Annotated in this window: 22 protein-coding genes; 17 read left to right on the forward strand and 5 right to left on the reverse strand. The window is 74.2% G+C overall.

The window, feature by feature from the left end; translation table 11 throughout:
- Nucleotides 1-51 precede the first annotated feature (51 nt).
- The 3 genes from ACIRBY_RS24220 (at nucleotide 52) to argF (ending at nucleotide 2942) form a co-directional block, all read left to right on the forward strand.
- Nucleotides 52-519 (forward strand): hypothetical protein, encoded by a 468-nt coding sequence (locus ACIRBY_RS24220; protein WP_403903755.1) that lies wholly within the window; start codon nucleotides 52-54, stop codon nucleotides 517-519.
- A 54-nt stretch (nucleotides 520-573) separates the two neighbouring features.
- Nucleotides 574-1800, forward strand: coding sequence for an arginine deiminase (locus tag ACIRBY_RS24225; protein WP_403903757.1), 1227 nt, complete (start codon nucleotides 574-576; stop codon nucleotides 1798-1800).
- 131 nt (nucleotides 1801-1931) lie between these two features.
- A complete protein-coding gene (argF, locus tag ACIRBY_RS24230) occupies nucleotides 1932-2942 on the forward strand; it encodes an ornithine carbamoyltransferase (RefSeq protein WP_403903759.1) in 1011 nt (336 codons plus the stop codon).
- Here argF and ACIRBY_RS24235 read toward each other — a convergent pair whose 3' ends face one another.
- Nucleotides 2943-3395, reverse strand: a complete 453-nt coding sequence (locus tag ACIRBY_RS24235; protein WP_403903761.1) for an ATP-binding protein — start codon at nucleotides 3393-3395, stop codon at nucleotides 2943-2945.
- A 188-nt stretch (nucleotides 3396-3583) separates the two neighbouring features.
- Here ACIRBY_RS24235 and ACIRBY_RS24240 point away from each other — a divergent pair, with 188 nt between their 5' ends.
- Together ACIRBY_RS24240 and ACIRBY_RS24245 are read left to right on the forward strand one after the other, a co-directional pair.
- A complete protein-coding gene (locus ACIRBY_RS24240; RefSeq protein ID WP_403903763.1) occupies nucleotides 3584-4411 on the forward strand; it encodes an enoyl-CoA hydratase family protein in 828 nt (275 codons plus the stop codon).
- A 4-nt stretch (nucleotides 4412-4415) separates the two neighbouring features.
- Nucleotides 4416-6698, forward strand: coding sequence for a bifunctional salicylyl-CoA 5-hydroxylase/oxidoreductase (locus ACIRBY_RS24245; protein ID WP_403903765.1), 2283 nt, complete (start codon nucleotides 4416-4418; stop codon nucleotides 6696-6698).
- Nucleotides 6699-6728: 30 nt separating this feature from the next.
- Here ACIRBY_RS24245 and ACIRBY_RS24250 read toward each other — a convergent pair whose 3' ends face one another.
- The 3 genes from ACIRBY_RS24250 to ACIRBY_RS24260 all read right to left on the reverse strand — a co-directional run bounded on the left by ACIRBY_RS24250 (nucleotide 6729) and on the right by ACIRBY_RS24260 (nucleotide 10317).
- A complete protein-coding gene (locus tag ACIRBY_RS24250; protein ID WP_403903768.1) occupies nucleotides 6729-7568 on the reverse strand; it encodes a GNAT family N-acetyltransferase in 840 nt (279 codons plus the stop codon).
- A 324-nt stretch (nucleotides 7569-7892) separates the two neighbouring features.
- Complete coding sequence (locus ACIRBY_RS24255) at nucleotides 7893-8693, reverse strand: PaaX family transcriptional regulator C-terminal domain-containing protein (RefSeq protein ID WP_403903770.1); 801 nt, start codon at nucleotides 8691-8693, stop codon at nucleotides 7893-7895.
- Between the two features lie 4 nt (nucleotides 8694-8697).
- Nucleotides 8698-10317, reverse strand: a complete 1620-nt coding sequence (locus tag ACIRBY_RS24260; protein ID WP_403903773.1) for an AMP-binding protein — start codon at nucleotides 10315-10317, stop codon at nucleotides 8698-8700.
- Nucleotides 10318-10450: 133 nt separating this feature from the next.
- Here ACIRBY_RS24260 and ACIRBY_RS24265 point away from each other — a divergent pair, with 133 nt between their 5' ends.
- On the forward strand, nucleotides 10451-11575 hold the full coding sequence (locus tag ACIRBY_RS24265; RefSeq protein WP_403903776.1) for an acyl-CoA dehydrogenase family protein: 1125 nt from the start codon (nucleotides 10451-10453) through the stop codon (nucleotides 11573-11575).
- The gene (locus ACIRBY_RS24270; protein ID WP_403903779.1) at nucleotides 11572-11985 is read left to right on the forward strand and encodes a RidA family protein; all 414 of its coding nucleotides are present in this window, start codon (nucleotides 11572-11574) and stop codon (nucleotides 11983-11985) included. Before ACIRBY_RS24265 ends, ACIRBY_RS24270 begins: the two co-directional genes overlap by 4 nt.
- Before the next feature lie 6 nt (nucleotides 11986-11991).
- On the opposite strand, the gene ACIRBY_RS24275 is transcribed toward ACIRBY_RS24270, so the two are convergent.
- Nucleotides 11992-13368 carry an aminopeptidase P family protein gene (locus tag ACIRBY_RS24275; RefSeq protein WP_403903782.1) on the reverse strand — a complete coding sequence of 459 codons (1377 nt, stop codon included), beginning with the start codon at nucleotides 13366-13368 and terminating at the stop codon, nucleotides 11992-11994.
- Nucleotides 13369-13540: 172 nt separating this feature from the next.
- On the opposite strand from ACIRBY_RS24275, the gene ACIRBY_RS24280 reads away from it, so the two are divergent.
- From ACIRBY_RS24280 to ACIRBY_RS24325, 10 genes are all read left to right on the forward strand, one after another.
- Nucleotides 13541-15928 carry a collagenase gene (locus ACIRBY_RS24280; RefSeq protein WP_403903785.1) on the forward strand — a complete coding sequence of 796 codons (2388 nt, stop codon included), beginning with the start codon at nucleotides 13541-13543 and terminating at the stop codon, nucleotides 15926-15928.
- A 92-nt stretch (nucleotides 15929-16020) separates the two neighbouring features.
- Nucleotides 16021-17142 (forward strand): NAD(P)/FAD-dependent oxidoreductase, encoded by a 1122-nt coding sequence (locus ACIRBY_RS24285; RefSeq protein ID WP_403903788.1) that lies wholly within the window; start codon nucleotides 16021-16023, stop codon nucleotides 17140-17142.
- 40 nt (nucleotides 17143-17182) lie between these two features.
- Entirely contained in the window at nucleotides 17183-17497 is a 315-nt protein-coding gene (locus tag ACIRBY_RS24290; RefSeq protein ID WP_366456401.1) for a (2Fe-2S)-binding protein, read from the forward strand.
- Nucleotides 17478-18956 carry an NAD(P)/FAD-dependent oxidoreductase gene (locus tag ACIRBY_RS24295; RefSeq protein ID WP_403903791.1) on the forward strand — a complete coding sequence of 493 codons (1479 nt, stop codon included), beginning with the start codon at nucleotides 17478-17480 and terminating at the stop codon, nucleotides 18954-18956. Before ACIRBY_RS24290 ends, ACIRBY_RS24295 begins: the two co-directional genes overlap by 20 nt.
- Nucleotides 18957-19072: 116 nt before the next feature.
- On the forward strand, nucleotides 19073-20011 hold the full coding sequence (locus ACIRBY_RS24300; RefSeq protein ID WP_403903793.1) for a dihydrodipicolinate synthase family protein: 939 nt from the start codon (nucleotides 19073-19075) through the stop codon (nucleotides 20009-20011).
- Between the two features lie 57 nt (nucleotides 20012-20068).
- On the forward strand, nucleotides 20069-21073 hold the full coding sequence (locus ACIRBY_RS24305) for a proline racemase family protein (protein ID WP_403903795.1): 1005 nt from the start codon (nucleotides 20069-20071) through the stop codon (nucleotides 21071-21073).
- Nucleotides 21070-22098: a proline racemase family protein gene (locus ACIRBY_RS24310; protein WP_403903797.1), complete on the forward strand. Its 1029-nt coding sequence runs from the start codon at nucleotides 21070-21072 to the stop codon at nucleotides 22096-22098. The genes ACIRBY_RS24305 and ACIRBY_RS24310 overlap by 4 nt, the downstream gene beginning before the upstream one ends.
- Nucleotides 22095-23060 carry an ornithine cyclodeaminase family protein gene (locus ACIRBY_RS24315; RefSeq protein WP_403903799.1) on the forward strand — a complete coding sequence of 322 codons (966 nt, stop codon included), beginning with the start codon at nucleotides 22095-22097 and terminating at the stop codon, nucleotides 23058-23060. Before ACIRBY_RS24310 ends, ACIRBY_RS24315 begins: the two co-directional genes overlap by 4 nt.
- A gap of 56 nt (nucleotides 23061-23116) precedes the next feature.
- A complete protein-coding gene (locus tag ACIRBY_RS24320; RefSeq protein WP_403903801.1) occupies nucleotides 23117-23827 on the forward strand; it encodes a GntR family transcriptional regulator in 711 nt (236 codons plus the stop codon).
- Between the two features lie 211 nt (nucleotides 23828-24038).
- On the forward strand, nucleotides 24039-25781 hold the full coding sequence (locus ACIRBY_RS24325) for an ABC transporter substrate-binding protein (protein WP_403903804.1): 1743 nt from the start codon (nucleotides 24039-24041) through the stop codon (nucleotides 25779-25781).
- Nucleotides 25782-25797: the final 16 nt, after the last annotated feature.

A 25797-nucleotide genomic window follows, 5' to 3' on the forward strand; every position in this document is an offset into this window, starting at 1 on the left:
GACGGAACGTCACCTATGAAGATGACCGCGCGCGGAAGCATTGCGGCGCTCATGACCTGTATGGCCGCGGCGGCCGCGGCCTCCCCGGCCCTGGCGGACTCGGTTCCGGTGGGGGTCCCGCTGGAGGCCGTGGAGACCACGCTGGGCGTGCCCGCCCCGCAGGTGGCCACCGCCGTCCCGATGCCGGTCGTCGGCGCACCCGAGGCGCCCGTCCACCACAAGGGCGACCTGCTGCCGACCCCACTGCTCCCGGCCGTCCCGGTGGCCGCCGACCTCGGGCTCACCAAGGTCGCCTCCCCGGTGCCGAACCTGCTGGGCTCCAAGGAGACGGACGGCGAGGGCACCGTGGAGTCTCCGGCGACCACCGTGCTCACCCGCACCCCCGGCGCGGTGCTGGGCGCCCCGCTGACGATGCCCGACGGCAGCAACTACGGGATCCCGAACCTGACCGCCCCCAAGCTGGGCGTGGTCGCCCCGGACCTCGTCGGCTCCCCGTCGGCCCTCCTCGGCCTGCGCTGATCCGCGCGACCGACGCCTGGTCGGAAAGCCGTTCGGTCTGGGTACGTGTACGGCATGGGATTCCATGTCGACTCCGAGACCGGGCGGCTTCGCCGCGTCATCCTCCACCGCCCCGACCTGGAGCTGAAGCGGCTCACACCGAGCAACAAGGACGCGCTGCTCTTCGACGACGTGCTGTGGGTGCGCCGCGCCCGCCAGGAGCACGACGGCTTCGCCGACGTCCTGCGCGACCGGGGCGTCGCCGTCCACCTCTTCGGCGACCTGCTCCGCGAGGCCCTCGACATCACCGAGGCGCGCCACCTCGTACTGGAGCGGGTCTTCGACGAGAAGGAGTACGGGCCGCTCGCCACCGCCCACCTGCGCTCGGTCTTCGACGGGCTGCCCTCGGCCGAGCTCGCGGACGCGCTGGTCGGCGGCATGACGAAGCGTGAGTTCCTGGAGCGGCACAGCGAACCCGTGTCGGTGCGCTTCCACGCGCTGGACATGGACGGCTTCCTGCTGGGGCCGCTGCCCAACCACCTCTTCACCCGCGACACCTCCGCCTGGATCTACGACGGGGTGTCCATCAACGCCATGCGCTGGCCGGCCCGGCAGCGCGAGACCGTGCACTTCGAGGCGATCTACCGGCACCACCCCCTCTTCACCGGCTCGGGCCCCTTCCACTACTGGTCACAGGGGCAGTCGGACTACCCCTCGACCATCGAGGGCGGGGACGTCCTGGTCATCGGCAACGGCGCCGTCCTGATCGGGATGAGCGAGCGGACCACCCCGCAGGCGGTGGAGATGCTCGCCCGGGGGCTGTTCGCGGCCGGGTCGGCGTCGGTGATCGTGGCGCTCGACATGCCCAAGCGGCGGGCCTTCATGCACCTGGACACGGTGATGACGATGGTCGACGCCGAAACGTTCACCCAGTACGCGGGGCTCGGCATGCTGCGCTCCTACACGATCCGGCCGGGGCAGGGGGCGAGCGAGCTCCAGGTGAGCGACCACCCGCCGGAGCACATGCACCGGGCGATCGCGTCCGCGCTGGGCCTGGACCGGGTGCGGGTGCTGACCGCGGGGCAGGACGTGCACTCGGCCGAGCGGGAGCAGTGGGACGACGGGTGCAACGTGCTGGCGGTGGAGCCGGGGGTGGTCGTCGCGTACGAGCGGAACGTCACCACCAACACCCACCTGCGCAAGGAGGGGATTGAGGTGATCGAGATCCCCGGCAGCGAGCTGGGGCGGGGCCGCGGCGGGCCGCGCTGCATGAGCTGCCCGGTGGAACGGGACGCCGGGTGAGGGCAGGCTGAGGGGTACGGGCTGGTGATCACGGGTGCGGATGCCGCACGTGTGATCCATCAGACTGAATATGAATGCAGGGGATCGTATAGACTTCCATAATCCCCTGTCAGCGTCCCCCTGGAGTCCCGATGTCCACCGACCTCTTCGGCCGCAGTTTCCTCAAGGAGCTCGACTTCACCGCCGCCGAGTTCCGCGGTCTGGTCGAGCTCGCCGCCGAACTCAAGGCGGCCAAGAAGGCGGGCGTCGAGGAGCGCCGGCTCCAGGGGAGGAACATCGCCCTGATCTTCGAGAAGACCTCCACGCGCACCCGCTGCGCGTTCGAGGTCGCCGCCGCCGACCAGGGCGCCCACACCACCTACCTCGACCCGTCCGGCTCCCAGATGGGGCACAAGGAGACCGTCCGCGACACCGCGCGGGTGCTCGGCCGGATGTTCGACGGCATCGAGTACCGGGGCGACAGCCAGCAGGCGGTCGAGGAGCTCGCCGCGTACTCCGGCGTGCCCGTCTTCAACGGACTCACCGACGACTGGCACCCCACCCAGATGCTGGCCGACGTGCTCACCATGACCGAGCACTGCGCCAAGCCGCTGGAGCGGACCGCCTTCGCCTACCTGGGGGACGCCCGCTTCAACATGGGCAACTCCTACCTGGTGACCGGCGCCCTGCTGGGCATGGACGTACGGATCGTCGCGCCGAAGGAGTACTGGCCGGCCGAGGCGGTCGTGGCGCGGGCCCGCGAGCTGGCCGCCGCCAGCGGGGCGCGGATCACCCTGACCGAGGAGGTCGCCGAGGGAGTGGCGCAGGCCGACTTCGTGGCCACCGACGTGTGGGTCTCGATGGGCGAGCCCAAGGAGGTCTGGGACGAGCGGATCGCGGCCCTGGCCCCGTACGCCGTCACCATGGACGTCCTGCGCGCGACCGGGAACCCGGACGTGCGGTTCCTGCACTGCCTGCCCGCCTACCACGACCTCGGCACCGGGGTGGCCCGGGAGGTCCACGAGCGGCACGGGCTGGAGTGGCTGGAGGTCTCGGACGAGGTGTTCGAGTCGGCGCACTCCGTCGTCTTCGACGAGGCGGAGAACCGGCTGCACACCATCAAGGCCGTGCTCGTCGCGACGATGGCGAAGCCCGCCGCATAGTCATACGGGCCGCTCGGGCCGGCCCCCGCGGGGCCGGACGGCGGCCGCGGCGGCCGGCAGGGTGAACCAGACGGCCTTGCCGCGCTCGGTGGGGCGGTGGCCGCAGGCGGAGCTCAGGGCCCGGAGCAGCATCAGGCCGCGGCCGTGCTCCTGCCAGGGATCGGGGTGCTCCTCGTGCGGGCGGGCGGTGAGCTCGCCGGGCGGCCGCGGATCGCCGTCGTGGACCTCCACCCGGCAGCCGTCCGCCCGCGTCCGCACGACCAGCTCGATCGGCGCCCCCGCGGTGGTGTGCTCCACGGCGTTGGCGACCAGCTCGGCGGTCAGCAGCTCGGCGGTGTCGCGGTCGGCGTGCGGCCCCGTGTCGGTGAGGGCGGTGCGGACCAGGGCGCGGGCCATGGGCACGGCGGCGGCCGTGTGCGGCAGCGCGAGCCGCCAGGCGGAGGCGTCGGGCACGGCCGGTCCTTCCGTTCCGTCGGGGTGGTGGGCAGGGGAAGAGGAACTCCCGCTTTCAACCTTACGGAGCGGCCGGCGCGCCCCGTAGGGCACCCCGGCCCCTCGCGGCCGTCCCTCCCGGCGACGCCCCTCCCCCGGATGTCGCGTTTCCGTGACGGCAGTCACAAGTCAGTGATAGCGTCGTACGCGTGAGCCCCTTCACCGGTTCCACACCAGCGACCGGACAGTGGCGCCACCTGCGGGTCACCCGCCAGGACGGCATCGCCACCGTCACCCTCGACCGCCCCGAGAAGCTGAACGCGCTCACCTTCGGCGCCTACGCCGACCTGCGCGATCTGCTCGCCGAACTCTCCCGGACCCGTTCCGTGCGCGCCCTCGTGCTGGCCGGCGAGGGCCGCGGCTTCTGCTCCGGCGGGGACGTGGACGAGATCATCGGCGCCACCCTCGCCATGGACACCTCCGAACTCCTCGACTTCAACCGGATGACCGGCCAGGTCGTCCGCGCCGTCCGCGAATGCCCCTTCCCGGTGATCGCCGCCGTCCACGGGGTGGCCGCCGGCGCCGGCGCCGTACTGGCCCTCGCCGCCGACTTCCGCATCGCCGACCCCACCGCCCGCTTCGCCTTCCTCTTCACCCGGGTCGGGCTCTCCGGCGGCGACATGGGCGCCGCCTACCTGCTGCCCCGGGTCGTCGGCCTCGGCCACGCCACCCGGATCCTGATGCTCGGAGAGCCCGTACGGGCCCCCGAGGCGGAGCGGATCGGGCTGCTCAGCGAGCTCGTCGACGAGGGCGAGGCCGACGCCCGGGCCGCCGAACTCGCCGCCCGCCTCGCCGCCGGGCCGGCCCTCGCGCACGCCCAGACCAAGGCCCTGCTCACCGCCGAGCTCGACATGCCGCTGGCCGCCTCCGTGGAGCTGGACGCCAGCACCCAGGCCCTGCTGATGCACGGCCAGGACTACGCCGAGTTCCACGCCGCCTTCACCGGGAAGCGGCCGCCCGAGTGGAAGGGCAGGTAGCCCCGTGTCCGTCTCCGTCACCGGGTCCGCGCCCGCCCGGCGGGTGGCCGTCGTCGGCGGGGGACCGGGCGGGCTCTACGCCGCCGCACTGCTGGCCCGGCAGGGGCACGCCGTCGACCTGTGGGAGCGCGGCGCCCCCGACGACACCTTCGGATTCGGCGTCGTCCTCTCCGACGAGACCCTCGGCGGCATCGAACGGGCCGACACGGTCGTCCACGCCGCCCTCGCCGCCGAGTTCGTCCGCTGGGACGACGTGGACATCGTCCACCGGGGCCGGCTGCTGACCTCCGGCGGCCACGGCTTCGCCGCCCTCGGCCGGCGCCGGCTCCTGGAGATCCTGCACGCACGCTGCGAGGCCCTCGGAGTCAGGCTCCGCTTCCGCGCCCAGGCGCCCGACGCCTGGGCCCTGGCCCGCTCCCACGACCTGGTCGTCGCGGCCGACGGAGTGCACAGCACCACCCGTGAGAGCGGCGCCGCCCACTTCCGTCCCACCGTCACCCCCGGCCGCTGCCGCTACGTCTGGCTCGCCGCCGACTTCGCCTTCGACGCCTTCCGCTTCGAGATCGCGGAGACCGAGCACGGCATCATGCAGCTGCACGCCTACCCGTACTCCGCCGACTCCTCCACCGCCATCGTCGAAATGCGCGAGGAGGTGTGGCGGGCGGCCGGCCTCGACCTGTGCGACGAGGAGGAGTCCGCCGCCCGCTGCGCCAAGATCTTCGCCGAGGCGCTGCGGGGCCGACCGCTGCGCGGCAACCGCTCCGCCTGGACCCGGTTCCGCACCGTCGTCAACGAGCGCTGGTCGCACGGGAACCTGGTCCTCCTCGGCGACGCCGCCCACACGGCCCACTTCTCCATCGGCTCCGGCACCAAACTCGCCGTCGAGGACGCCCTCGCGCTCGCCGATGCGCTGGCCGCGCACCCCGGGGTCCCCGACGCCCTGGCCGCGTACGAGGCCGAGCGCAGGCCCGCCGTGGCCAGCACCCAGCGCGCGGCCGCCGCCAGCATGCGCTGGTTCGAGGAGATCGGCGGCTACGTCGGCCAGCCCGCCCGGCAGTTCGCCTTCAACCTGCTCACCCGCAGCCGCCGGGTCACCCACGACAACCTGCGGCTGCGCGACGCCCGGTTCACCCGCGCGGTCGAGGCCGACTTCGGCTGCCCGCCGCAAGGGCCCGACGGGACGCCCACCCCGCCCATGTTCACCCCGTTCACCCTGCGCGGGCTGACCCTGCGCAACCGGGTCGTCGTCTCGCCGATGGACATGTACTCCGCCGAGGAGGGGGTGCCGGGCGACTTCCACCTGGTGCACCTCGGCGCGCGGGCCCTCGGCGGGGCCGGCCTGGTCATGACGGAGATGGTCTGCGTCAGCCCCGAGGGCCGGATCACCCCCGGCTGCGCCGGCCTGTGGACCGCCGAGCAGGCGGCCGCCTGGAAGCGGATCGCCGACTTCGTCCACACCTCCGCGCCCGGCACCGCCCTCGGCGTCCAGCTCGGCCACTCCGGCCGCAAGGGCTCGACCCGGCTCATGTGGGAGGGCATGGACGATCCTCTCCCCGAGGGCAACTGGCCCCTGGTCGCCGCCTCCGCCCTGCCCTACAGGCCCGGCGTCTCCGCCGTTCCGCGCGCCCTGGAGGCGGCCGACCTCGCGGCCGTCCGCTCCGACTTCGCGGCGGCCGCCGTACGGGCCGCCGACTGCGGGTTCGACCTGCTGGAACTGCACTGTGCGCACGGCTACCTGCTGTCCGGCTTCCTCTCCCCGCTCACCAACCGCCGCGAGGACGCCTACGGCGGCCCCCTGGAGAACCGGCTGCGCTTCCCCCTGGAGGTCTTCGACGCCGTCCGCGAGGTCTGGCCCGAGGACCGCCCGATGACGGTCCGGCTGTCGGCGACCGACTGGGCCCCCGGGGGCACCACGCCGGAGGAGGCGGAGCGGATCGCCGCCGCCTTCGCCGTGCACGGCGCGGACGCCGTCGACGTGTCCACCGGACAGGTGGTCGCGGACGAGGCCCCGGAGTACGGGCGCTCGTACCAGACCCCCTACGCCGACCGGATCCGCAACACCCTGGGCGTGCCCGTCATCGCCGTCGGGGCGATCTCCTCCTGGGACGACGTCAACTCCCTGCTGCTGGCCGGCCGCACCGACCTGTGCGCCCTGGGCCGGCCGCACCTGTACGACCCGCACTGGACCCTGCACGCGGCCGCCGACCAGGGGTACGCGGGCCCGGGCGCCCCGTGGCCCGCCCCGTACCGGGCGGGCAGCCGCAAGCCGCCCACCGGGAAGGGGTGAGGCGGCTGCCGGGGGCGGGGCCCCCGGGGCTCAGGCGCGGACCAGCTCGACGCGGTCCTCGACGGGCGTGAAGCCGAGGCGCCGGTAGACGCCGTTGGCGGTGGGGTCGGCCAGGTCGGCGAAGAGCAGCACCTCGCTCGCCCCGGCCGCGTACGCCGCCCCGCTCACCGCGTGCGCCACCCCGGCGGCGTAACCGCGGCGGCGCTCGGCGGGCGGGGTGTAGACGGGGCCGATGCGCGAGGCGGAGCCGATCGGCCGGAAGAAGCCGGCCAGGGACACCGGCCGGCCGTCCCGCTCCCAGACGAGGAACCCGCCGTACGCGATCCGGTCGCGCAGGGAGGCCTCCGAGGGGGCGCCGGGGATGCCGCACTCCCGGTTGAAGTCCGCGCACCACCGCGCCAGCAGCGGCAGGTCAGCCCCGGTGGCGCGCCGGGCCCGTCCTGCGGGGGCCGGGTCGGGGGCCTTGAGTTTGCCCAGCCGGTACAGGCGGAGCTCCTCGGCGACACGGGTCGGGGCGGCCCAGGCCTCGGCCAGCGTCCGCGCGTCGGCGGCGCGGAGGGTCAGGCTGCGCACGCGCGCGAGCAGGGGCTCCGACGAGAGGGCGCCGCCCAGGGCCCGGACCGCCTCGGCGGGCAGGACGCCGAGCAGGAGCGGGCGCGGCGGGGTGTGCAGCACGACCCCGCCGGCCCTTCCGTCGGCTCCGGTCCACCAGCCGAAGACGGGTTCGGTGTCGCCGTAGGCCCGGGGGCCGCGCCGCTCCAGGGCGTCGATGACGCTCAGCAGGATGGTGTTGACGACGGGGTGCGCCGCGACGGCCGGGCGCGCGGCGGCCAGGCAGGCCGCCAGATCGGTGCTGAAGGTCCAGGCCATGCCCCATCGTGACGGGCGCGGGAGGCGGCCCGCACCGGGTTTTCCGCGGCCCGCACCGGGTTCTCCGCGGTCCACACCGGGTCTTCCGGGTCCCGCACAGGGTGTTCCGGGGGGCGCCCGGTGCGGCGGGGGCGCTCCCCCGGCCGGGGGAGGCGGTCCCCCCGTGCGGGGGAGGAGTCGGCGTCGTGCCGCTGGGATCTTGGGAGTACGAGCAGGACAGCGGCCCCGCCGACCCGCGGCGGGCCCTCGGGCCCTCGGGCCTTCGGACGAGGAGGAACCATGAACGCTCAGGAACCGACCGGCCGGGCGACGCGCACCGCTCCGCTACGGCTGTACGAAGCGGGCGCCCGTGTCGCGCAGCCGGGCGTGTAGCTCGGTGAAGACCGCCGCGGCGCGGTCGCCCGGCCAGTCGGCCGGGAGCAGCTCCCGCGGCAGCCCCGGGTCGGCGTAGGGCAGGCGCCGCCAGGTGTCCAGGGCGGGCAGGTAGGCCCGGTAGGCGGCCTCGGGGGTGGGCTCGGGGCCCGAGTGGAGGGCCCGCAGGACGGGTTCGTGCAGGTCGAGGAACTCCTCGTGCTGCTTGGCCAGGGCGGCCAGGTCCCACCAGCGGGCCACCGCCTCGGCCGTCGGGGCGAAGCCGAGGTGGGCGCCGCGGAAGAGCTCCACGTACCCGGTCAGGTGCAGCCGCTCCAGGGTGTGTCCCGTCTCCTCGGCCAGCTGGGCCGGTGCGATCCACACCCCCGGGGCCACCGCCCCGAAGCCCAGCCGGGCCAGGCGCGAGCGCAGCAGGTGCCGCTTGTGGCGCTCCTGCTCCGGGACGGAGAAGACGGCGACCAGCCACTCCGGCGAGACCGGTACGGCCCCGTAGATCCGCCGGTCGCCGTCCTCCAGCAGCAGCCGGGCCTCCTCGGAGGGCTCGTACCCGGCGGAGCCGTCGGCGGCCTTCGCGGGCACCAGGAAGCCCCGCCGCTTGAGCCGGGACACCGAGGAGCGGACGGAGGGCGCGTCGACGCCGGCCGCGCCCAGCAGGCGGACCAGGGCGGACACCGGGACGGCGCCGTCGAAGGAGCGTCCGTAGGCGCCGAAGAAGGTGACGATCAGGGATCGCGGAGTGTGCTGCTCGACCACGGGTTCACTCTAGATCGCGCAGCCGGAAGCGCTGAAGCTTGCCGGTGGGGGTGCGGGGCAGCGCCGGCAGGAAGACGAAGGTGCGGGGGCACTTGTGGGGGGCCAGCTCCCCCATCATGAAGGTCCGCAGCCCCTCCTCCGTGAGCACGGCCCCCTCGCGCGGCACGGTGTAGGCCACCACGACCTGCCCGCGCCGCTCGTCCGGGCGGCCCACGACCGCGACCTCCGCCACGTCGGGATGGCGCATCAGCGCCTCCTCCACCTCAGGGCCCGCGATGTTGTAGCCCGAGGAGATGATCATGTCGTCGGCGCGGGCGACGTAGCGGAAGTAGCCGTCGGGGTCGCGGACGTAGGTGTCGCCGGTCAGGTTCCAGCCGTCCCGTACGTATTCGCCCTGACGGGGGTCGGCCAGGTAGCGGCAGCCGACCGGGCCGCGCACGGCCAGGAGCCCGGGTTCGTTGTCCGGTACCGGCCGGCCGGAGGGGTCCACCACGCGGGCCTGCCAGCCGGGGACGGCCCGGCCGGTGGTGCCGGGGCGGATGTCCTCGTCGGCGGCGGAGATGAAGATGTGCAGCAGCTCGGTGGCCCCGATGCCGTTGATGATCCGCAGCCCGGTGCGCTCGTACCAGGCCTGCCAGGTGGCGGCGGGCAGGTTCTCGCCCGCGGAGACGCAGCGGCGCAGCGCGGACAGGTCGTACGCGCCCGTGTCGTAGGGGCCGAGGGTGTCCAGCATCGAGCGGTAGGCGGTGGGCGCCGTGAACAGGACGGTGACCCGGTGCTCGGCGAGGGCGGGCAGCAGGCGGCGGGGTGCGGCCTCCTCCAGCAGCAGGGCGCAGGCCCCGGCCCGCAGCGGGAAGACGACCAGTCCGCCGAGGCCGAAGGTGAACCCGAGGGGAGGACTGCCGGCGAACACGTCGTCGGGGCGGGGTCTCAGGACGGTGCGGGAGAAGGTGTCGGCGACGGCGAGGAGGTCGCGGTGGAAGTGCATGCAGCCCTTGGGGCGGCCCGTGGTCCCGGAGGTGAAGGCGATGAGGGCCACGTCGTCGGCGGAGGTCTCGACGGCGGGGTACGGCGCGCGGTGGGCCTCGGCCAGCCGCAGGAGGTCGTCGGGGGAGTCCCCGCCGTAGGGGGTGATCCGCAGTCCGGGGACCTCGGCCCGGGCCAGGTCGTCGAGGGCGTCGGCGTGGCAGACGGCGTGCCGGACCCTGGCCATGGCGCACACCGTCGCCAGCTCCTGGGCGCGCTGCTGGGCCAGGACGGTGACGGCCACCGCGCCCGCCTTCACCACGGCCAGCCAGCAGGCGGCGAGCCAGGGCCCGGTGGGGCCGCGCAGCAGCACCCGGTTGCCGGGGACGACGCCCAGGTCGACGGTGAGGGCGTGGGCGAGGCGGTCGACGCGTTCGCGCAGCTCCCCGTACGACCACACCTCGCCCGACCCGCTGCGGAAGGCGGGGCGGTCCGGCCCGAACCGGTCGATGGTGGCGTCGAGCAGTTCGGCGCCGCAGTTCAGCCGGTCCGGGTAGGCCAGTTCGGGCAGCTCGAAGAGGAGCTGCGGCCAGGCGTGGGCCGGCGGCAGGCTGTCGCGCGCGAAGGTGTCGGTGTGGGCGGAAGGCTTGAGCTCCAAGGCGGGTTCGCCCCCTTGCGACGTCCGGATTGGGGTGGAGCCGGCCGTGCTGATCTGTCCAGAGCGTATCGTGATGGTGACGGCAGTCAACAGGACGCGATAGAGGAACTCGACGGGACTTGGGGGCCTTCGGATGGCCGGATTCGCGCTCGGTGGGGAAGAAGAGGAGTGGTGCGCGCAGCTGCGCGCCCTGTCGGAGCGGAGGCTGAGGCCGCTCGCCGAGAAGGGCGAGCCCGGCCGGGTGAACCGGCCGCTGCTGGCGGAGCTGGGGGACACTGGCCTGCTGGAGCGGGTCTTCGGCTCCGGCGCGCTGGAGCTGTGCCTGCTGCGGGAGTCCCTGGCCTACGGGTGCACCGAGGCGGAGACGGCCCTGGCCCTCCAGGGCCTGGGAGGCCATCCGGTGCTGCGGTCGGGGAGCGCGGCCCAGCGGGAGCGGTGGCTGCCGGGGGTCCGGGCGGGGCGGCTGGTGGCGGCGTTCGCGCTGAGCGAGCCGGGCGCCGGTTCCGACGCGGCGGCCCTGGCGCTGGCGGCCGCGCCGGACGGGACGGGCTGGCGGCTGGAGGGGGACAAGTGCTGGATCTCCAACGCTCCCGAGGCCGACTTCTACACCGTCTTCGCCCGGACGGGCGAGGCGCCGGGGGCCAAGGGCATCACCGCGTTCCTGGTCCCGGCGGACCGGCCGGGCCTGACGGGGGAGGCGCTCGACATGCTCTCACCGCACCCGATCGGCTCGCTGTCCTTCGCCGGGGTGCCCGTCGGCCCCGAGGACGTGCTGGGGGAGCCGGGGCAGGGGTTCCGGGTCGCGATGGAGACCCTGAACCTCTTCCGGCCGAGCGTGGGGGCCTTCGCGGTCGGCATGGCGCGGGCCGCGCTGGACGCCACGCTGGCGCACACCGCCGGCCGTACCGCCTTCGGCGGGGTGCTGGCCGACCTCCAGGCGGTCGCGCACCGGGTGGCGGAGATGGCCACGCGCACCGAGGCCGCCCGGCTGCTCGTGTACGCGGCGGCCGGTGCCTACGACAACGGCTCCCCGGACGTGCCCCGCCGGGCGGCGATGGCCAAGCTCCTCGCGACGGAGACGGCCCAGTACGTGGTCGACCACGCCGTCCAGCTGCACGGCGCGGCCGCCCTGCGGCGGGGCCACCTGCTGGAGCACCTGTACCGGGAGGTGCGGGCCCCCAGGATCTACGAGGGGGCCAGCGAGGTGCAGCGCGGCATCATCGCCAAGGAGCTGTACCGGGGGGTGGCGGCCCGATGAGCGCCGGCCGTCCGGGCCCGCACCGGATCAACCCGCCGGAGCTGTCCCCGGCGACGGGCTTCTCCCACGCCGTCACCGCCACGGGCGGCCGGCTGGTGTTCCTGGCCGGCCAGACCGCCCTCGACGGATCGGGCGCGGTGGTGGGGCGGACCCTGCCGGAGCAGTTCGAGCGCGCCCTGGCCAACCTGCTGACGGCCCTGGCGGCGGCGGGCGGCGTCCCCTCGGACCTGGCCCGGGTGACGGTGTACGCCGTGGACGTGGAGGACTACCGCGCCCACGCCCACGAACTGGGGCGGATCTGGCACCGGCTGGCGGGCCGCGAGTATCCGGCGATGGCCGTGGTCGGAGTGGTCCGCCTCTGGGACACCGAGGCCCTGCTGGAACTGGACGGGATCGCGGTGCTCCCGTAGGAGGACCTAACGGGCGGAGTCGAGGAGGGTGCCCATCCACTCCTCGATGCCGGCCACCGTGCGCGGCAGGGCGCCGGACATCAGGCGGGCCCCGTCGGAGGTGACGACGAGGTCGTCCTCGATGCGCACGCCCATGCCGCGCAGTTCGGCCGGGAGGGTCTCGTCGTCCGGCTGGAGGTAGAGGCCCGGCTCGACGGTGAGGACCTGGCCCTCCTCCAGCACCCCGTCGAGGTAGGTCTCGGCGCGGGCCCGGGCGCAGTCGTGGACGTCGAGGCCGAGCATGTGGCCGCTGCTGCACAGGGTGTAGCGCCGGTACAGGTCGCCCTCGGCGTCCTTGAGCACGCCCCATGCGGCGAGGCCCTCGGCGATGACCCGCATGCCCGCCCGGTGGAAGTCGCGGAAGCTCGCGCCGGGCCGCAGCGCGGCGATGCCGGCCTCCTGGGCGGCGAGCACCAGCTCGTAGACCTGCTTCTGGACGGGGGAGAAGCGCCCGGACAGCGGGAGGGTGCGGGTGATGTCGGCGGTGTAGAGGCTGTCGGTCTCCACGCCCGCGTCCAGCAGCAGGAGTTCGTCGCGGTCGAGCCGGCCGTCGTTGCGGATCCAGTGCAGCACGCAGGCGTGCGCTCCGGAGGCGGCGATGGTCTCGTAGCCGAGGCCGTTGCCCTCGGCGCGGGCCCGCAGGTTGAAGACCCCCTCGATCCATCGCTCGCCGCGCGGGTGGGCGAGGGCCCGGGGCAGGGCCCGCACGGCGTCCTCGAAGCCGGCGGTGGTGTGGTCGACGGCGAGCTGGAGCTGGTCGACCTCCCAGGCGTCCTTGACCAGGCGCAGCTCCGACAGGGCGGCGGCCAGGGCGGTGTCGGTGGCGGCGTCGCGTCCCGTGGGGGAGCCGAGTGCGTCGAGGTGGGCGCAGCGCAGACCGGTGAGCCGCTCGGCCTCGGCAAGGTCGGGGCGCCGCCCCACCCAGAACTCGCCGTAGCGGCGGTCCCGGTAGAACTCCTCGGTGCCGTCGGACCGGTCGGAGCGGGGGCGCAGGTAGAGGACGGCCTCGTGGCCGTGCGGGCCGGCGGGCTCCAGCACCAGCACGTGGCCCACCTGGTCCTCGCCCGTCAGGCCGGTGAGCCAGGCGTACGCGCTGTGCGGGCGGAAGCGGAAGTCGCAGTCGTTGGAGCGGACCCTCAGCTCGCCGGCCGGGACGATCAGACGCTCGCCGGGGAAGCGGGCGGAGAGCCGGGCACGGCGGGCGGGGGTCACGTCGTACGCGGTCACCCGGGAGCCCGCCGGCAGGGGTGAAGGCGCCCAGTTCCCCGCCATGAAGCGGGACAGCTCCGCCGATACCGGGAGGTCGTGGCTGCCGGTGTTCAGACGGGAGGGGGTGTCGGTCACGGAGGCTCCCTCAAGAAGGACTGAACTGGTGTGCGCACAGGTCTTGCCAGTGCAATTTCACATTACTATGTTACAGCTCACAGCGCGGCGCATGAATCCCCGTCAAACGCCGTGTGAAGCAGGGCAGTTCACGCACCACTACCCCCACCTCCCTTTCCACAGGAGCCCCAAGGTGTCCCAGCACAGAGCTGTGCGTACGTCCCTCCTCTCCGCCGCCGTCACGGTCACCCTCCTCGCCACCGCCGGCCAGGCAGTGACCCAGGCGGCCGAGCGGGGCACCCCCGCCGCCGCACCCGCCGCGTCGGCGCCCGCCGCCTTCGCCGCCGGTCCGGCCGCCGCGCCGAACCCCTTCGACGAGGTCGACCGCCTCGCCGACGCCAAGCAGCTCGCCCCGGCGCCCGCCCCGGCACCCGGCGGCAAGTCCGTCGCCGACAACCGGGTCCCCGGCGCCGCCGACGCGGCCCCCGGCGCCGACAAGGGCCGCAAGACGGCCACCGCCCAGGCCGCGCCCACCGCGAAGAGCGTCGCCGCGGGCGTCCCCTGCACCCTCGACGGGATCACCGGCCTCGGCCCGGAACAGTTCGCCGACTTCCTCGCCGACCCGGCCGTCACCGCCGACGGCTGCCTGCGCGGCCTCATATGGACCTGGGACGCGCGCCTCGCGCCCGTCATGTCCGACGCCCACGTCCAGGCCGTCTCCCGCCGGATATCCAGCCTGTCCGCCACCCACGACGGCCGGAACTCCTCCCACCTGGAGGAGATGTTCACCTACCTGCACGCCGTCGTGTACCACGACTACTCGCGCACCGAGATCGACGTCACCGACGCCCCCACCGTCGACGCCATGCGCCGGGCCATCGCCGATTTCGGCAACGCGGCCCACACCTTCGACGTCACCGCCTCCAACGCCCGCACCCTGCGCGAGGCCCTCTACGCGGGCAGCGCCCCGGGCCTGCGCCAGCACCAGCTCGGCCTGATCAAGAAGGTCCTGGCCACCCTGGACGCCTCCCACCCGGCCACCAACACGGACGCCTCCTGGGGCGGCGCGGCCCTCGCGGCCCTCTCCGTCAACTACCTGGGCGTCTACCCGGGCAACCAGGACGCGGCCTTCCACGCCGCCGTCACCGCCGACCCGGCCTACCGCGCCGTCTTCAAGGCCTTCGCGGGCTACACCCACCTCAAGGGCACCGCCAACGCCTGGGCCGCCCGCGACGCGCTCGGCGAGTACGGCCGCTTCGGCCAGGTGAACGGCCTCAAGGACCAGGTCACCGCCGACCTCGGCGCCCTCCTCGAACCGGTGAAGTCCACCTGGGGCAACGGCAGCGAGCAGTGGGCCAAGCTGGTCTCCTGGCTGAACTTCTACGAGGCCTGCAAGCCGTACGGGGTGTGCAAGGAGGACATCGAGAAGCAGCTCTTCCCGAACACCTACACCTACGACAACGGCGGCATCAAGGTCCGCACCGCCCTCGACCGGGCCACCGTCGACCAGCTGTACTACGCGAGCAAGCAGGTCAAGACCCAGTTCCACCGCGTCCTGGGCACCGACCAGCCGCTGGCCGGGGACCCCAACAGCACCCTGAACATCGTGCTGTACGCCTCCCGCGCCGACTACGAGAACTACCACCCGATCCTCACCGGGTACGGCACCAACAACGGCGGCATCTACATCGAGAACGGCGCCACCTTCTACACCTATCAGCGCCGCGTCCCCCAGGACTCGTCCCTCACCCTGGAAGAGCTCTTCCGCCACGAGTACACGCACTACCTCAACGGCCGCTTCGCCGTCCCCGGCTTCTTCGGCCAGGGCGACTGGTACCAGGGCGACCGCACCACCGCCATGGACGAGGGCACCGCCGAGTTCTTCGACGGCTCCACCCGCGACAACGGCATCGCCGTCCGCAAGTCCCTGGTCCGCGGCATCATCAACGACACCGCAGGCGGCGGCCCGCGCATGAGCATCGACCAGCTCCTGCACGCCACCTACGACGGCGACGGCTTCCGCTTCTACAACTACGCGGGCACGTTCTTCGAGTTCCTCTGGACCGAGAAGCCCTCGCTGCTGCGCGAGATGTACGGCTACCTGCGCGCCAACGACGTCGCCGGCTTCGACGCCTGGCGCAACCGCATGGGCGCGGACACCTACCTCCAGCGCGACTACAACCGCTTCCTGGACGCCCAGATCGCCAAGGTGGACCAGCTCTACGTCCCGAACACCACCTTCACGGCCAACGACCAGCTGCGCGACTCCGCGCTCGCCTCGGTCAAGTCCTCCTTCGCCTCGGCGACGTACAACACCCCGGACTGCGTGGAGAACGGCGACCCCGGCAAGCGCCGCTTCACCTGTACGGGCCGCATCACCGCGAACCTGAAGAACTGGCGCAGCGACGACCAGAACTTCAAGGACATGTCCGAGACGGTCGACTACTTCCTGCTCGACCGGGCGGGCGCGGCCTCGAACAACCTGGCGGACATGAACTGCTCCTTCGGGCCGCTGGAGATCTGGGACAACAAGGCGGCGGGCACCTCCTCCTACAGCTGTGAGGGCCCCCTCCGCAGCTGACCGCCCGCCCGGGCCGGTTCCGAGTCCCGCGGGGGGCGGAACCGGCCCGGGCGACCCTAGGCACCATCAAAAGAATGTGACATATTACTGACATGGACGTCGTGATCATTGGCGCCGGCGTCGTCGGAGCCGCGTGCGCGTACTACGCGAGCCGCTCCGGTCTCTCCGTGGCGGTGGTGGACCGGGGCCCCGTGGCCGGCGGCACCACCGGCGCCGGCGAGGGCAACCTGCTCGTCTCCGACAAGGAGGCCGGGCCGGAGCTCGACCTGGCCCTCCTCTCCGCCCGCCTCTGGCAGGACCTGTCCGCCGAACTCCCCGGGGCCGTCGAGTACGAGCCCAAGGGCGGCCTGGTGGTCGCCCCCGACGAGACGACCCTCAAGGCCCTGCGCCACTTCGCCGAAGGCCAGCGCACGGCCGGCGTGGTCTGCGCCGAAGTCGGCCCGGAGGGCCTGCGCGAGCTGGAACCCCACCTCGCCCCGGGCCTGGCGGGCGGATTCCACTACCCCCAGGACGCCCAGGTCCAGCCGGCCCAGGCGGCGGCACAGCTCCTGAGGGCCTCCGGCGCCACCATGCACCTGGGCGAAGAGGTCACCGGGCTCCTCCTGGAGTCGGGGACCGTCCGGGGCGTGCGCACCTCCCGCCGGACGCTGCGGGCGGCGGCGGTGGTCAACGCCGCGGGCACCTGGGGCGGCCGGATCGCCGACCTCGCCGGAACCACCCTGCCCGTCCTGCCCCGCCGCGGCTTCGTCCTGGTGACGGAACCCCTCCCGCGGGTGGTCCGGCACAAGGTCTACGCCGCGGACTACATCGCGGACGTGGCCAGCGACTCGGCGGCCCTCCAGTCCTCGGCGGTGGTCGAGGGCACCCCCTCGGGCCCGGTCCTGATCGGCGCCACCCGCGAGCGGGTCGGCTTCGACCGCACCCTCTCCACCGACGCCCTGCGCCGCCTGGCGGCCCAGGCGGCGGCCCTCTTCCCGGTCCTGGCGGACGTCCGCGCCCTGCGCACCTACCACGGCTTCCGCCCCTACCTGCCGGACCACCTCCCGGCCATCGGCCCGGACCCCCGCGCCCCCGGCCTCCTCCACGCCTGCGGCCACGAGGGCGCCGGCATCGGCCTGGCCCCCGCGACGGGGGTACTCGTCGCGGCGGCCCTCACCGGAGCCCAACCCCCGCTGGACCCCGCCCCCTTCCGCCCGGACCGCTTCGGTCCGTGACCCCCGGCCGCCCCGACCCCCGCACACCCCAGGAGCCCCCTTGAAGCGCAGCCCCCGCGAGCTGGTCGGCGGCAGCCCGGCGGCCACGTACCCGATCGACTTCGACGGCCGCGCCCTGCCCGCCCAGGAGGGCCAGAGCATCGCCGCCGTCCTGTGGGCGGCCGGGATCCTCGCCTGGCGCACCACCCGCGAGGGCGGCGCCCCGCGCGGCGCCTTCTGCGGGATCGGCGCCTGCTACGACTGCCTCGTCACCGTCAACGGCCGCCCCAACCAGCGCGCCTGCCTCGTCCCGGCCCGCCCCGGGGACACCGTCACCACCCAGGAGGGCACCGGCCATGCCGACCTCGCCGTCTGAGTCCACGCCCTGCGCCGGGGCGACCCCCGCCGACCTGGCGGTCGTCGGCGCGGGCCCCGCCGGGCTCGCGGCCGCCGTCACCGCCGCCCGGCTCGGCCTGCGCGTCACCCTCCTCGACACCGCCGACCGCCCCGGCGGCCAGTACTACCGCCGGCCGGCCGCCGCCCTCGGCGCCGAGCGCCCCGAGGCCCTGCACCACGACTGGCGGGCCTTCGCCACCCGTGAGGCCGCCCTCCGCGCCCACGAGCGGTCGGGCCGCGTCACGTACCTCCCCCGGCACCACGTGTGGACGGTGGTGCCCGACGGCACCTCCGGCGCCTGGACCCTCCACGCGGTGGCCGGCCACGCCCCCGACGAGACCCGGGAGACCGTCCGGGCGCGCGCCGTACTGCTCGCCACCGGCGCCTACGAACGCCAGCTCCCCTTCCCCGGCTGGACCCTCCCCGGCGTGGTCGGGGCCGGCGGCGCCCAGGCCATGCTGAAGGACGGCCTCGTCCTGCCCGGCCGGCGCGTCGTGGTGGCCGGCAGCGGCCCGCTCCTCCTCGCCGTGGCCGGCTCCCTCGCCGCGGCCGGAGCCACCGTCCCGGCCGTCCTGGAGGCCGCCTCCTACACGGCGTACGCCCCCCAGGCCCCCGCCCTCCTGCGCAACCCCGCCAAACTCGCCGAAGGCGCCACGTACGGCGGGGCCCTGCTCCGCCACGGCATCCGCCTGTTCACCCGCCACGCCGTCACCGAGGCGCACGGCACCCACCGCGTCGAGGCCGTCACCGTCGCCCGCCTCGACAAGGACTGGCGCCCGCTGCCCGGCACCGCCCGCCGGATCCCCTGCGACGCCCTCGCCGTGGGACACGGCCTCGTACCCCAGCTGGAACTGGCCACCGGCCTCGGCTGCGCCACCCGCACGGACCCCGACGGCACGGTCGCCCTGGAACTGGACGCGGCCCAGCGGACCTCCGTCCCCGGCGTCTGGTCGGCCGGCGAGACCGGTGGCATCGGCGGGGCCCGACTGGCCCTGACCGAGGGGGAGATCGCCGCCCACGCGATCGCCGGCCGGCCGGTCCCCGCCGCCCTCGTCCGCCGCCGCGCCCGCCTGCGCGCCTTCGCCGGCGCGATGGCCGCCGCGCACCGCCCCGGCTCCGGCTGGACCGGCTGGCTGCGCGAGGAGACCGACGTGTGCCGCTGCGAGGAGGTGCCGGCCGGCCGGATCCGCGAGGCGGTCGAGGAGCTCGGGGCGCGGGACGCGCGGACCGTCAAACTCCTCACCCGCGCCGGCATGGGCTGGTGCCAGGGACGGATGTGCGGTCCGGCGGTGGCCGCCCTGTCCGGCGGGGAACCCGCGCCCGACCGGCGGCCGCTGTCCTGCCCGGTCCCGCTGCGCCACCTCGCCGCGCTGCCCCCGGCGGAGGCGGCGGCCCCGACGGGCACCGCGCCTCAGGCGCCGACCCCGCCCGGCGCCTGAGGCGCCGGGGCCGCGCCCCCGCGCCACCACCGCGCCCCGACCGGCGCCCTCCGGCCCCTTGTGGCCGATCCACACCCACTAGTAAAATGTCACACACCACACTAGGGAGTCCTTCCATGACCGACGCGCCCACCCCCGCGCCCTCCGCCGACCACGGCCCCGACACCCGCACCCGCCCCTGGCACGGCATCATGGTCGCCACCGCCCTGCCCCTGCGCGAGGACCTCTCCGTCGACTACGACGCCTACGCCGAGCACGTGGCCTGGCTGATCGCCAACGGCTGCGACGGCGTCGTGCCCAACGGCTCCCTCGGCGAGTACCAGACCCTCACCGACGAGGAGCGGGCCCGCGTGGTGCGCACCGCCGTCGAGGCCGCCGGCGACGGCGCCCGCGTCATGCCGGGCGTCGCGGCGTACGGCAGCGCCGAGGCCCGCCGCTGGGCCGACCAGGCCGCCGAGGCCGGAGCGGGCTCGGTCCTGCTCCTGCCCCCCAACGCCTTCCGTGCCGACGAGGAGACCGTCCGCGCCCACTACGCCGAGGTCGCCGGCTCCGGCCTGCCGGTGGTCGCCTACAACAACCCGTACGACACCAAGGTGGACCTGACCCCCGCCCTCCTCGCGCGCCTGCACGCCGACGGCAGCATCGTCGCCGTCAAGGAGTTCAGCGGGGACGTCCGCCGCGCCTACGAGATCGCCGAGCTCGCCCCGGGCCTCGACCTGCTCATCGGCGCCGACGACGTCCTCCTCGAACTGGCCCTGGCCGGCGCCGTCGGCTGGATCGCCGGCTACCCCAACGCCCTGCCCCGGTCCTGCGCCGCCCTCTACCGGGCCGCCGTCGCCGGCGACACCGCCACCGCCCTGCCGCTCTACAAGTCCCTGCACTCCCTGCTGCGCTGGGACTCCAAGACGGAGTTCGTCCAGGCCATCAAGCTCTCCATGGACCTGGCCGGCCGCCCCGGCGGCGCCACCCGCCCCCCGCGCTTCCCGCTCACCGGGGAGACCGAGGCCGCCGTGCGCGCCGCGACCGAGAAGGCCCTCGCCGAGGGCCTCAACTAGCCACCCGGCTACCCAGCCACCCAGCACGAACCAGCGAACGGCCGGAGGGGCGAACCGATGCGCACACGCCACGTCTACCACGCGGTGGACTCCCACACCGAGGGCATGCCGACCCGGGTGATCACCGGGGGAGTCGGGGTGATCCCCGGCGCCACCATGGCCGACAAGCGGCTCCACTTCATCGAGCACATGGACCACGTCCGCACGCTGCTCATGTACGAGCCGCGCGGCCACGCGGCGATGAGCGGTGCCGTCCTCCAGCCGCCCACCCGGCCCGACGCCGACTTCGGCGTGTTGTACATCGAGGTGTCGGGCCTGCTGCCCATGTGCGGGCACGGCACCATCGGGGTGGCCACGGTCCTGGTCGAGACCGGCATGGTCCCGGTGACCGAACCGGTCACCACCGTGCGGCTCGACACCCCCGCCGGTCTGGTGGGCGTGGACGTACGGGTCGAGGACGGCGCGGCCACCGCCGTCACCCTCACCAACGTCCCCTCCTTCTGCGTGGGCCTCGACCTGAAGGCCGAGGTCCCCGGCTTCGGCACCGTCACCTACGACCTCGCCTACGGCGGGAACTTCTACGCCTTCGTCGAACTCGACGCCCTGGGACTGCCCTTCGACCGGTCCCGCAAGGACGACCTGATCGCCGCCGGGCTCGCGGTCATGGACGCGGTCAACGCCTCACCGGACCGGCCCGTCCACCCCGAGAACCCCTCCATCTCCGGCGTCAAGCACGTCTACCTCGCCGCCCCCGGCTCCGACGCCCGCCGCTCCCGGCACGCCATGGCCATCCACCCCGGCTGGTTCGACCGCTCGCCCTGCGGCACGGGGACCAGCGCGCGCATGGCCCAGCTGCACGCGCGGGGCCTGCTGCCCCTCGACACCGACTTCGTCAACGAGTCCTTCATCGGCACCGAGTTCACCGGCCGCCTGATCGGGGAGACCACCGTCGGCGGCCGCCCCGCCGTCGTCCCCACGGTCACCGGCCGGGCCTGGATCACGGGGACCGCCCAGTACTTCCTCGACCCGTCCGACCCCTTCCCCGGAGGGTTCCTGCTGTGACCGCCCCGACCTCCGTCCGCACCGTGGACTACCACACCGCCGGCGAGCCCTTCCGGATCGTCGACACCGCCCGCGACGGGACGCCCCCCGTCCCCGGCGACACCGTCGCCGAGCGCTGCGCCACCGCCATCGGCCCGGGCGGGTCCGGGACGGCGCCGCGGCGCGGCCCGCTGGACGACGTACGGCGGCTCCTGGTCCAGGAGCCGCGCGGACACGCCGGCATGTACGGGGGGTTCGTGGTGCCGCCGGACGACGACGGGGCCCACCTCGGGGTGCTGTTCTGGCACAAGGACGGCTACTCCACCGCCTGCGGCCACGGCACCATGGCCCTCGGCGCCTGGGCCGTGGACTCCGGCCGGGTCCCGGCCCCCGACGACGGGGACGCCCAGGTGCGGATCGACGTGCCCTCGGGCCGGGTCACCGCCACCGTCCACCGGGCCGGGGGCCGCACCACCGGGGTCACCTTCCGCAACGTCCCGGCCGTGGTGGGCGCCCGCAAGGTTCCGGTGGCCACCACCCTGGGCCTCGCCGAGGTGGACATCGCGCACGCCGGGGCCTGCTACGCCTCCGTCTCCGCGCGCGACCTCGGCCTGGAGGTGACCCGCGCCGCGCTGCCCGCCCTGGTCGGCGTCGGGCGGGAGATCCGCGCCGCCCTCGCCACCCACCCGGCGACCTGGCACCCGGACGGCCCGCTGCTCTCCGGCGTCTACGGGGTGATCCTCCACGAAGAGCTGCCCGAGACCCCGTTCGGCCCGCACCAGCGCAACGTCACCGTGTTCGCCGACGGGCAGATCGACCGCTCGCCCTGCGGTTCGGGCACCTCCGCCCGGCTCGCGCTGCTGGCGCAGGACGGCCGGCTGGGCGCGGGGGAGGACCTGCTGCACGAGTCGGTGACGGGCACGGTGTTCACCGGCCGGATCCTCGACGGCGGGGTCACCGAGGTCACCGGCACCGCCTACCGCACGGGCGAGCACCTCTTCACCGTCGACCCGTCCGACGCCCTCGGCACGGGCTTCCTGCTGTGACGGCCGCCCCCGCGCCGGGCCCCGTCCTGCTGGGCGCGGACGAGACGGCGGGCCTGCTCACCACCGCGCGGGCGGCCGACGCCCTGGCCGGCGCCCTGCGGGCGGGCCTCGACCCCGAGGCCTGCCCGCAGCGCACGGGCGTGGCCACCCCCGGCGGCGAACTCCTGCTCATGCCGGCCGCGTCGGGCGCGTACGCCGGGGTGAAGATCGCCGGGGTGGCCCCCGGCAACCCGGCCCGCGGACTGCCCCGGATCACCGGCAGCTACCTCCTCCTCGACGGCCCCACCCTGCGCCCGCTGGCCGTCCTGGACGGCGCCGCCCTGACCGCCCTGCGCACCCCGGCGGTCTCCGCCCTCGCCCTGCGGTACCTCACCGCCCCCGGGCGCCCGCTGCGGCTGGTGCTCTTCGGCGCGGGCCCGCAGGCGTACGGGCACCTCGACGCGGTCCTGGAGCTGCGGGAGCTCGCCGAGGCGGTGGTCGTGGCCCGCGACCCCGGCCGGGCCGGCGAACTGGCGGCGCACGCCCGGGCCCTGGGCGTCCCGGCCCGCACGGGCACGCCGCAGGACGTGGCGGGGGCCGACCTGGTGCTGTGCTGCACCACCGCCCGCGAGCCGCTCTTCGACGGGGGGCTGGTGGCCCCGGGGGCGGTGGTCGTCGCCGTCGGCTCCCACGAGCCGGACGCCCGGGAGACGGACACCGCCCTCGTGCGACGCGCGGCGGTGTACGTGGAGTCGCGCGCGGCGGCGCTGCGCGAGGCGGGGGACCTGCTGGTCCCCGAGGCCGAGGGGGCGATCGGCCCCGGACACATCCACGGCACGCTGGCGGACCTGGTCGCCGGACGCGACCTCCCCGGGGGGCGGGCGGACGCCCCGCGGCTCTTCAAGAGCGTGGGCATGGCCTGGGAAGATCTTGCCGTCGCGGTGGCGATCTACCACGCGACCGGAGCGAACAGCGAAACGTGACATTGTACGCTGTTCCTCCGCACGTCGGTGGTGTGCGGGGTCTCGGAGGAAGAGCAATGGGTGACCTGAAGCAGCACAGTCTCATCAAGGCCCAGGAACGGCTGCGCGACCAGGTCGGTCATGCCCTCCGGGCCGCGCTGATAGCGGGCGAGCTGCGCCCCGGCAGCGTCTACTCGGCTCCGGGCCTCGCCGCCGAACTCGGCGTGTCGGCCACGCCCGTGCGCGAGGCGATGCTGGACCTGGCCCGCGAGGGCCTGGTCGAGCCGGTCCGCAACAAGGGCTTCCGGATCACCGAGGTCAGCGAGCGCGACCTCGACCAGTACACCGAGCTGCGCACGATGATCGAGGTCCCGACCATCGGGCGGATCACCCGCACGGCCACGCGCGAGCAGCTGGAGGAGCTGCGCCCGATCGCCGAGGAGATCGTCAGCAGCGCACGCGAGCACAACCTCATCGGGTACCTGGAGGCCGACCGCCGCTTCCACCTCAGCCTCCTCGCCCTCGCCGGCAACGAGCGCCTGGTCGAGACCGTCGGCGACCTGCGCAAGCGCTCCCGGCTGTACGGGCTGACGGGCCTGGACGAGGCCGGCAAGCTGGTCTCCTCCGCCGAGGAGCACCTCGAACTGCTGGACCTGATGCTGACCGGGGACGCGGAGGCGGCCGAGGAGTGCATGCACCGCCACCTCGGCCACGTCCGCTCCCTGTGGGCCCAGGGCCGCGACGAACCGGTGGGCCGCCCCCAGGGGGGCCTGGGCTCTGGCCTGTAGGGGCCGCTCCTCGCGCACGGAAGCCGCCGGGCACCAGCCCGGCGGCTTTTCGCGTCCGGCGTCCGGCGCGCCCTTTCTTCTCCCAACTCCCCTGCCGTGAAGCCGATTTGGACACGGCTGGATAACGTCGGCGACAAGGGGTTGTCAGTACAATTTCACATTACTATGTTACCGGTCACATCCTAAAGCGCGGCCCTTCCCTGGAGTGACCATGACCAAGCGCACCCAACTCGCCCTCGCCACCGCCCTGGTGGCGTCGCTCGCACTCGGCGCCTCGGGCTGCTCCGACCCCAAGAAGGGCTCCGAGGGGAAGGGCGGCGCCAACCCGGCCGCGGCCAACGACGGCAAGACCCTCGGCGGCACCCCCGTCAAGGGCGGCACCCTCACCGTCCTGTCCAACCAGGACTTCTCCCACCTCGACCCCGCCCGCAACTGGGTCATGCCGGCCATGGACTTCGGCACCCGCCTGCTCTACCGCACGCTCGTCACCTTCAAGGCCGAGCCCGGCAAGGGCGGCAGCGAGCTCGTCCCCGACCTCGCCACCGACCTCGGCACCCCCTCCAACGGCGGCCGCACCTGGACCTTCACCCTCAAGGAGGGCCTGAAGTACGAGGACGGCAGCCCGGTCAAGGCCCAGGACGTCAAGTACAACGTGGAGCGCTCCTTCGCCCCGGACCTCACCGGCGGCCCCGACTACGCCGCCCAGTACCTGGCCGGCACCGAGGGCTACAAGGGCCCCCTCCAGGGCCAGCACCTCGACTCGGTCAAGACCCCCGACGACCGCACGATCGTCTTCGAACTCAAGCGCCCCGTCGCCGAGTTCTCCCAGACCGCCACCCTCCCCACCTTCGCCCCGGTCCCGCAGTCCCAGGAGAAGGGCACCCAGTACGACTCCCGCCCCTTCTCCTCCGGCCCGTACAAGATCGAGAGCTACGAGCGCGACAAGAAGCTGGTCCTGGTCCGCAACGAGCACTGGGACCCGAGGACCGACTCCGTCCGCAAGGCCTACCCGGACCGGTTCGTCGTCGTCATGGGCCTCAAGGGCGGCCAGATCGACGACCGCCTGATCGCCGGCGAGGGCGCGGACGCCTCCGCCGTCGAGTACTTCAACATGCGCCCCGAGAGCGCCCCGAAGGTCCTGCCCAAGCCGGACGTCAAGGCCCGCCTGCTCGCCGAGTCCCAGGGCTGTACGACCATGCTCCACCTGAACAACTCCCGCGCCCCCTTCGACGACCCCAAGGTCCGCGAGGCCCTGCAGTACGCCGTCGACAAGGACGCCGTCGTCACCGCGGCCGGCGGCCCCGCCCTCAACGAGGTCGCCACCGCCTACCTGCCCCCCGCCCTCACCGGCGGCAAGCAGGCCGACACCCTGAAGATCCCCGCCTCCGGCGACCCCGCCAAGGCCAAGGAGCTCCTCAAGGCCGCCGGCAAGGAGCACCTCAAGGTCTCCCTCGCCGTCTCCACCGGCGACAAGGCCAAGGCGGAGGCGCTCCAGCAGGGCCTGTCCCGGGCCGGCATCGACGTCGTCATCGACACCGTCGACCCCGGCGCGTACTACGACGTCATCGGCGACCTCTCCACCACCCCCGACATGACCTACACCGGCTGGTGCCCCGACTACCCCTCCGGCTCCACCTGGATGCCGTTCGTCTTCGACGGGCGCACCATCAAGGACAAGGGCAACCAGGGCAACTACTCCCAGTTCCGCGACGACGCCACCATGAAGCGGATCGACGAGATCAACGCCATGGCCGACGCCAAGCAGGCCAACCAGGCCTGGATCGACCTCGACGCCGAGGTCATGAAGAAGTCCCCGTCCATCCCGGTCCTGCTGGAGCGCAAGCCGCTCCTCGTCGGACCCAACATCGCCGGCGCCTACGGCCACCCCGTGTGGACCGGCACCGTCGACTACGGCAGCATCGGCCTCAAGGACCCGTCGAAGAGCCAGGGCTGAGGGGGCCGGGACCGGG

The sequence above is a fragment of the Streptomyces sp. NPDC096136 genome (assembly GCF_044763325.1).
Lineage (GTDB): Bacteria > Actinomycetota > Actinomycetes > Streptomycetales > Streptomycetaceae > Streptomyces.

Bases quoted from the DNA above. Each gene is read 5' to 3' on its own strand.
- ACIRBY_RS24220 (WP_403903755.1), top strand. From the start codon at position 52: ATGACCTGTATGGCCGCGGCGGCCGCGGCCTCCCCGGCCCTGGCGGAC.
- ACIRBY_RS24225 (WP_403903757.1), top strand. From the start codon at position 574: ATGGGATTCCATGTCGACTCCGAGACCGGGCGGCTTCGCCGCGTCATC.
- argF (WP_403903759.1), top strand. From the start codon at position 1,932: ATGTCCACCGACCTCTTCGGCCGCAGTTTCCTCAAGGAGCTCGACTTC.
- ACIRBY_RS24250 (WP_403903768.1), bottom strand. From the start codon at position 7,568: ATGGCCTGGACCTTCAGCACCGATCTGGCGGCCTGCCTGGCCGCCGCG.
- ACIRBY_RS24265 (WP_403903776.1), top strand. From the start codon at position 10,451: ATGGCCGGATTCGCGCTCGGTGGGGAAGAAGAGGAGTGGTGCGCGCAG.
- ACIRBY_RS24270 (WP_403903779.1), top strand. From the start codon at position 11,572: ATGAGCGCCGGCCGTCCGGGCCCGCACCGGATCAACCCGCCGGAGCTG.
- ACIRBY_RS24285 (WP_403903788.1), top strand. From the start codon at position 16,021: ATGGACGTCGTGATCATTGGCGCCGGCGTCGTCGGAGCCGCGTGCGCG.
- ACIRBY_RS24295 (WP_403903791.1), top strand. From the start codon at position 17,478: ATGCCGACCTCGCCGTCTGAGTCCACGCCCTGCGCCGGGGCGACCCCC.
- ACIRBY_RS24300 (WP_403903793.1), top strand. From the start codon at position 19,073: ATGACCGACGCGCCCACCCCCGCGCCCTCCGCCGACCACGGCCCCGAC.
- ACIRBY_RS24305 (WP_403903795.1), top strand. From the start codon at position 20,069: ATGCGCACACGCCACGTCTACCACGCGGTGGACTCCCACACCGAGGGC.
- ACIRBY_RS24320 (WP_403903801.1), top strand. From the start codon at position 23,117: ATGGGTGACCTGAAGCAGCACAGTCTCATCAAGGCCCAGGAACGGCTG.
- ACIRBY_RS24325 (WP_403903804.1), top strand. From the start codon at position 24,039: ATGACCAAGCGCACCCAACTCGCCCTCGCCACCGCCCTGGTGGCGTCG.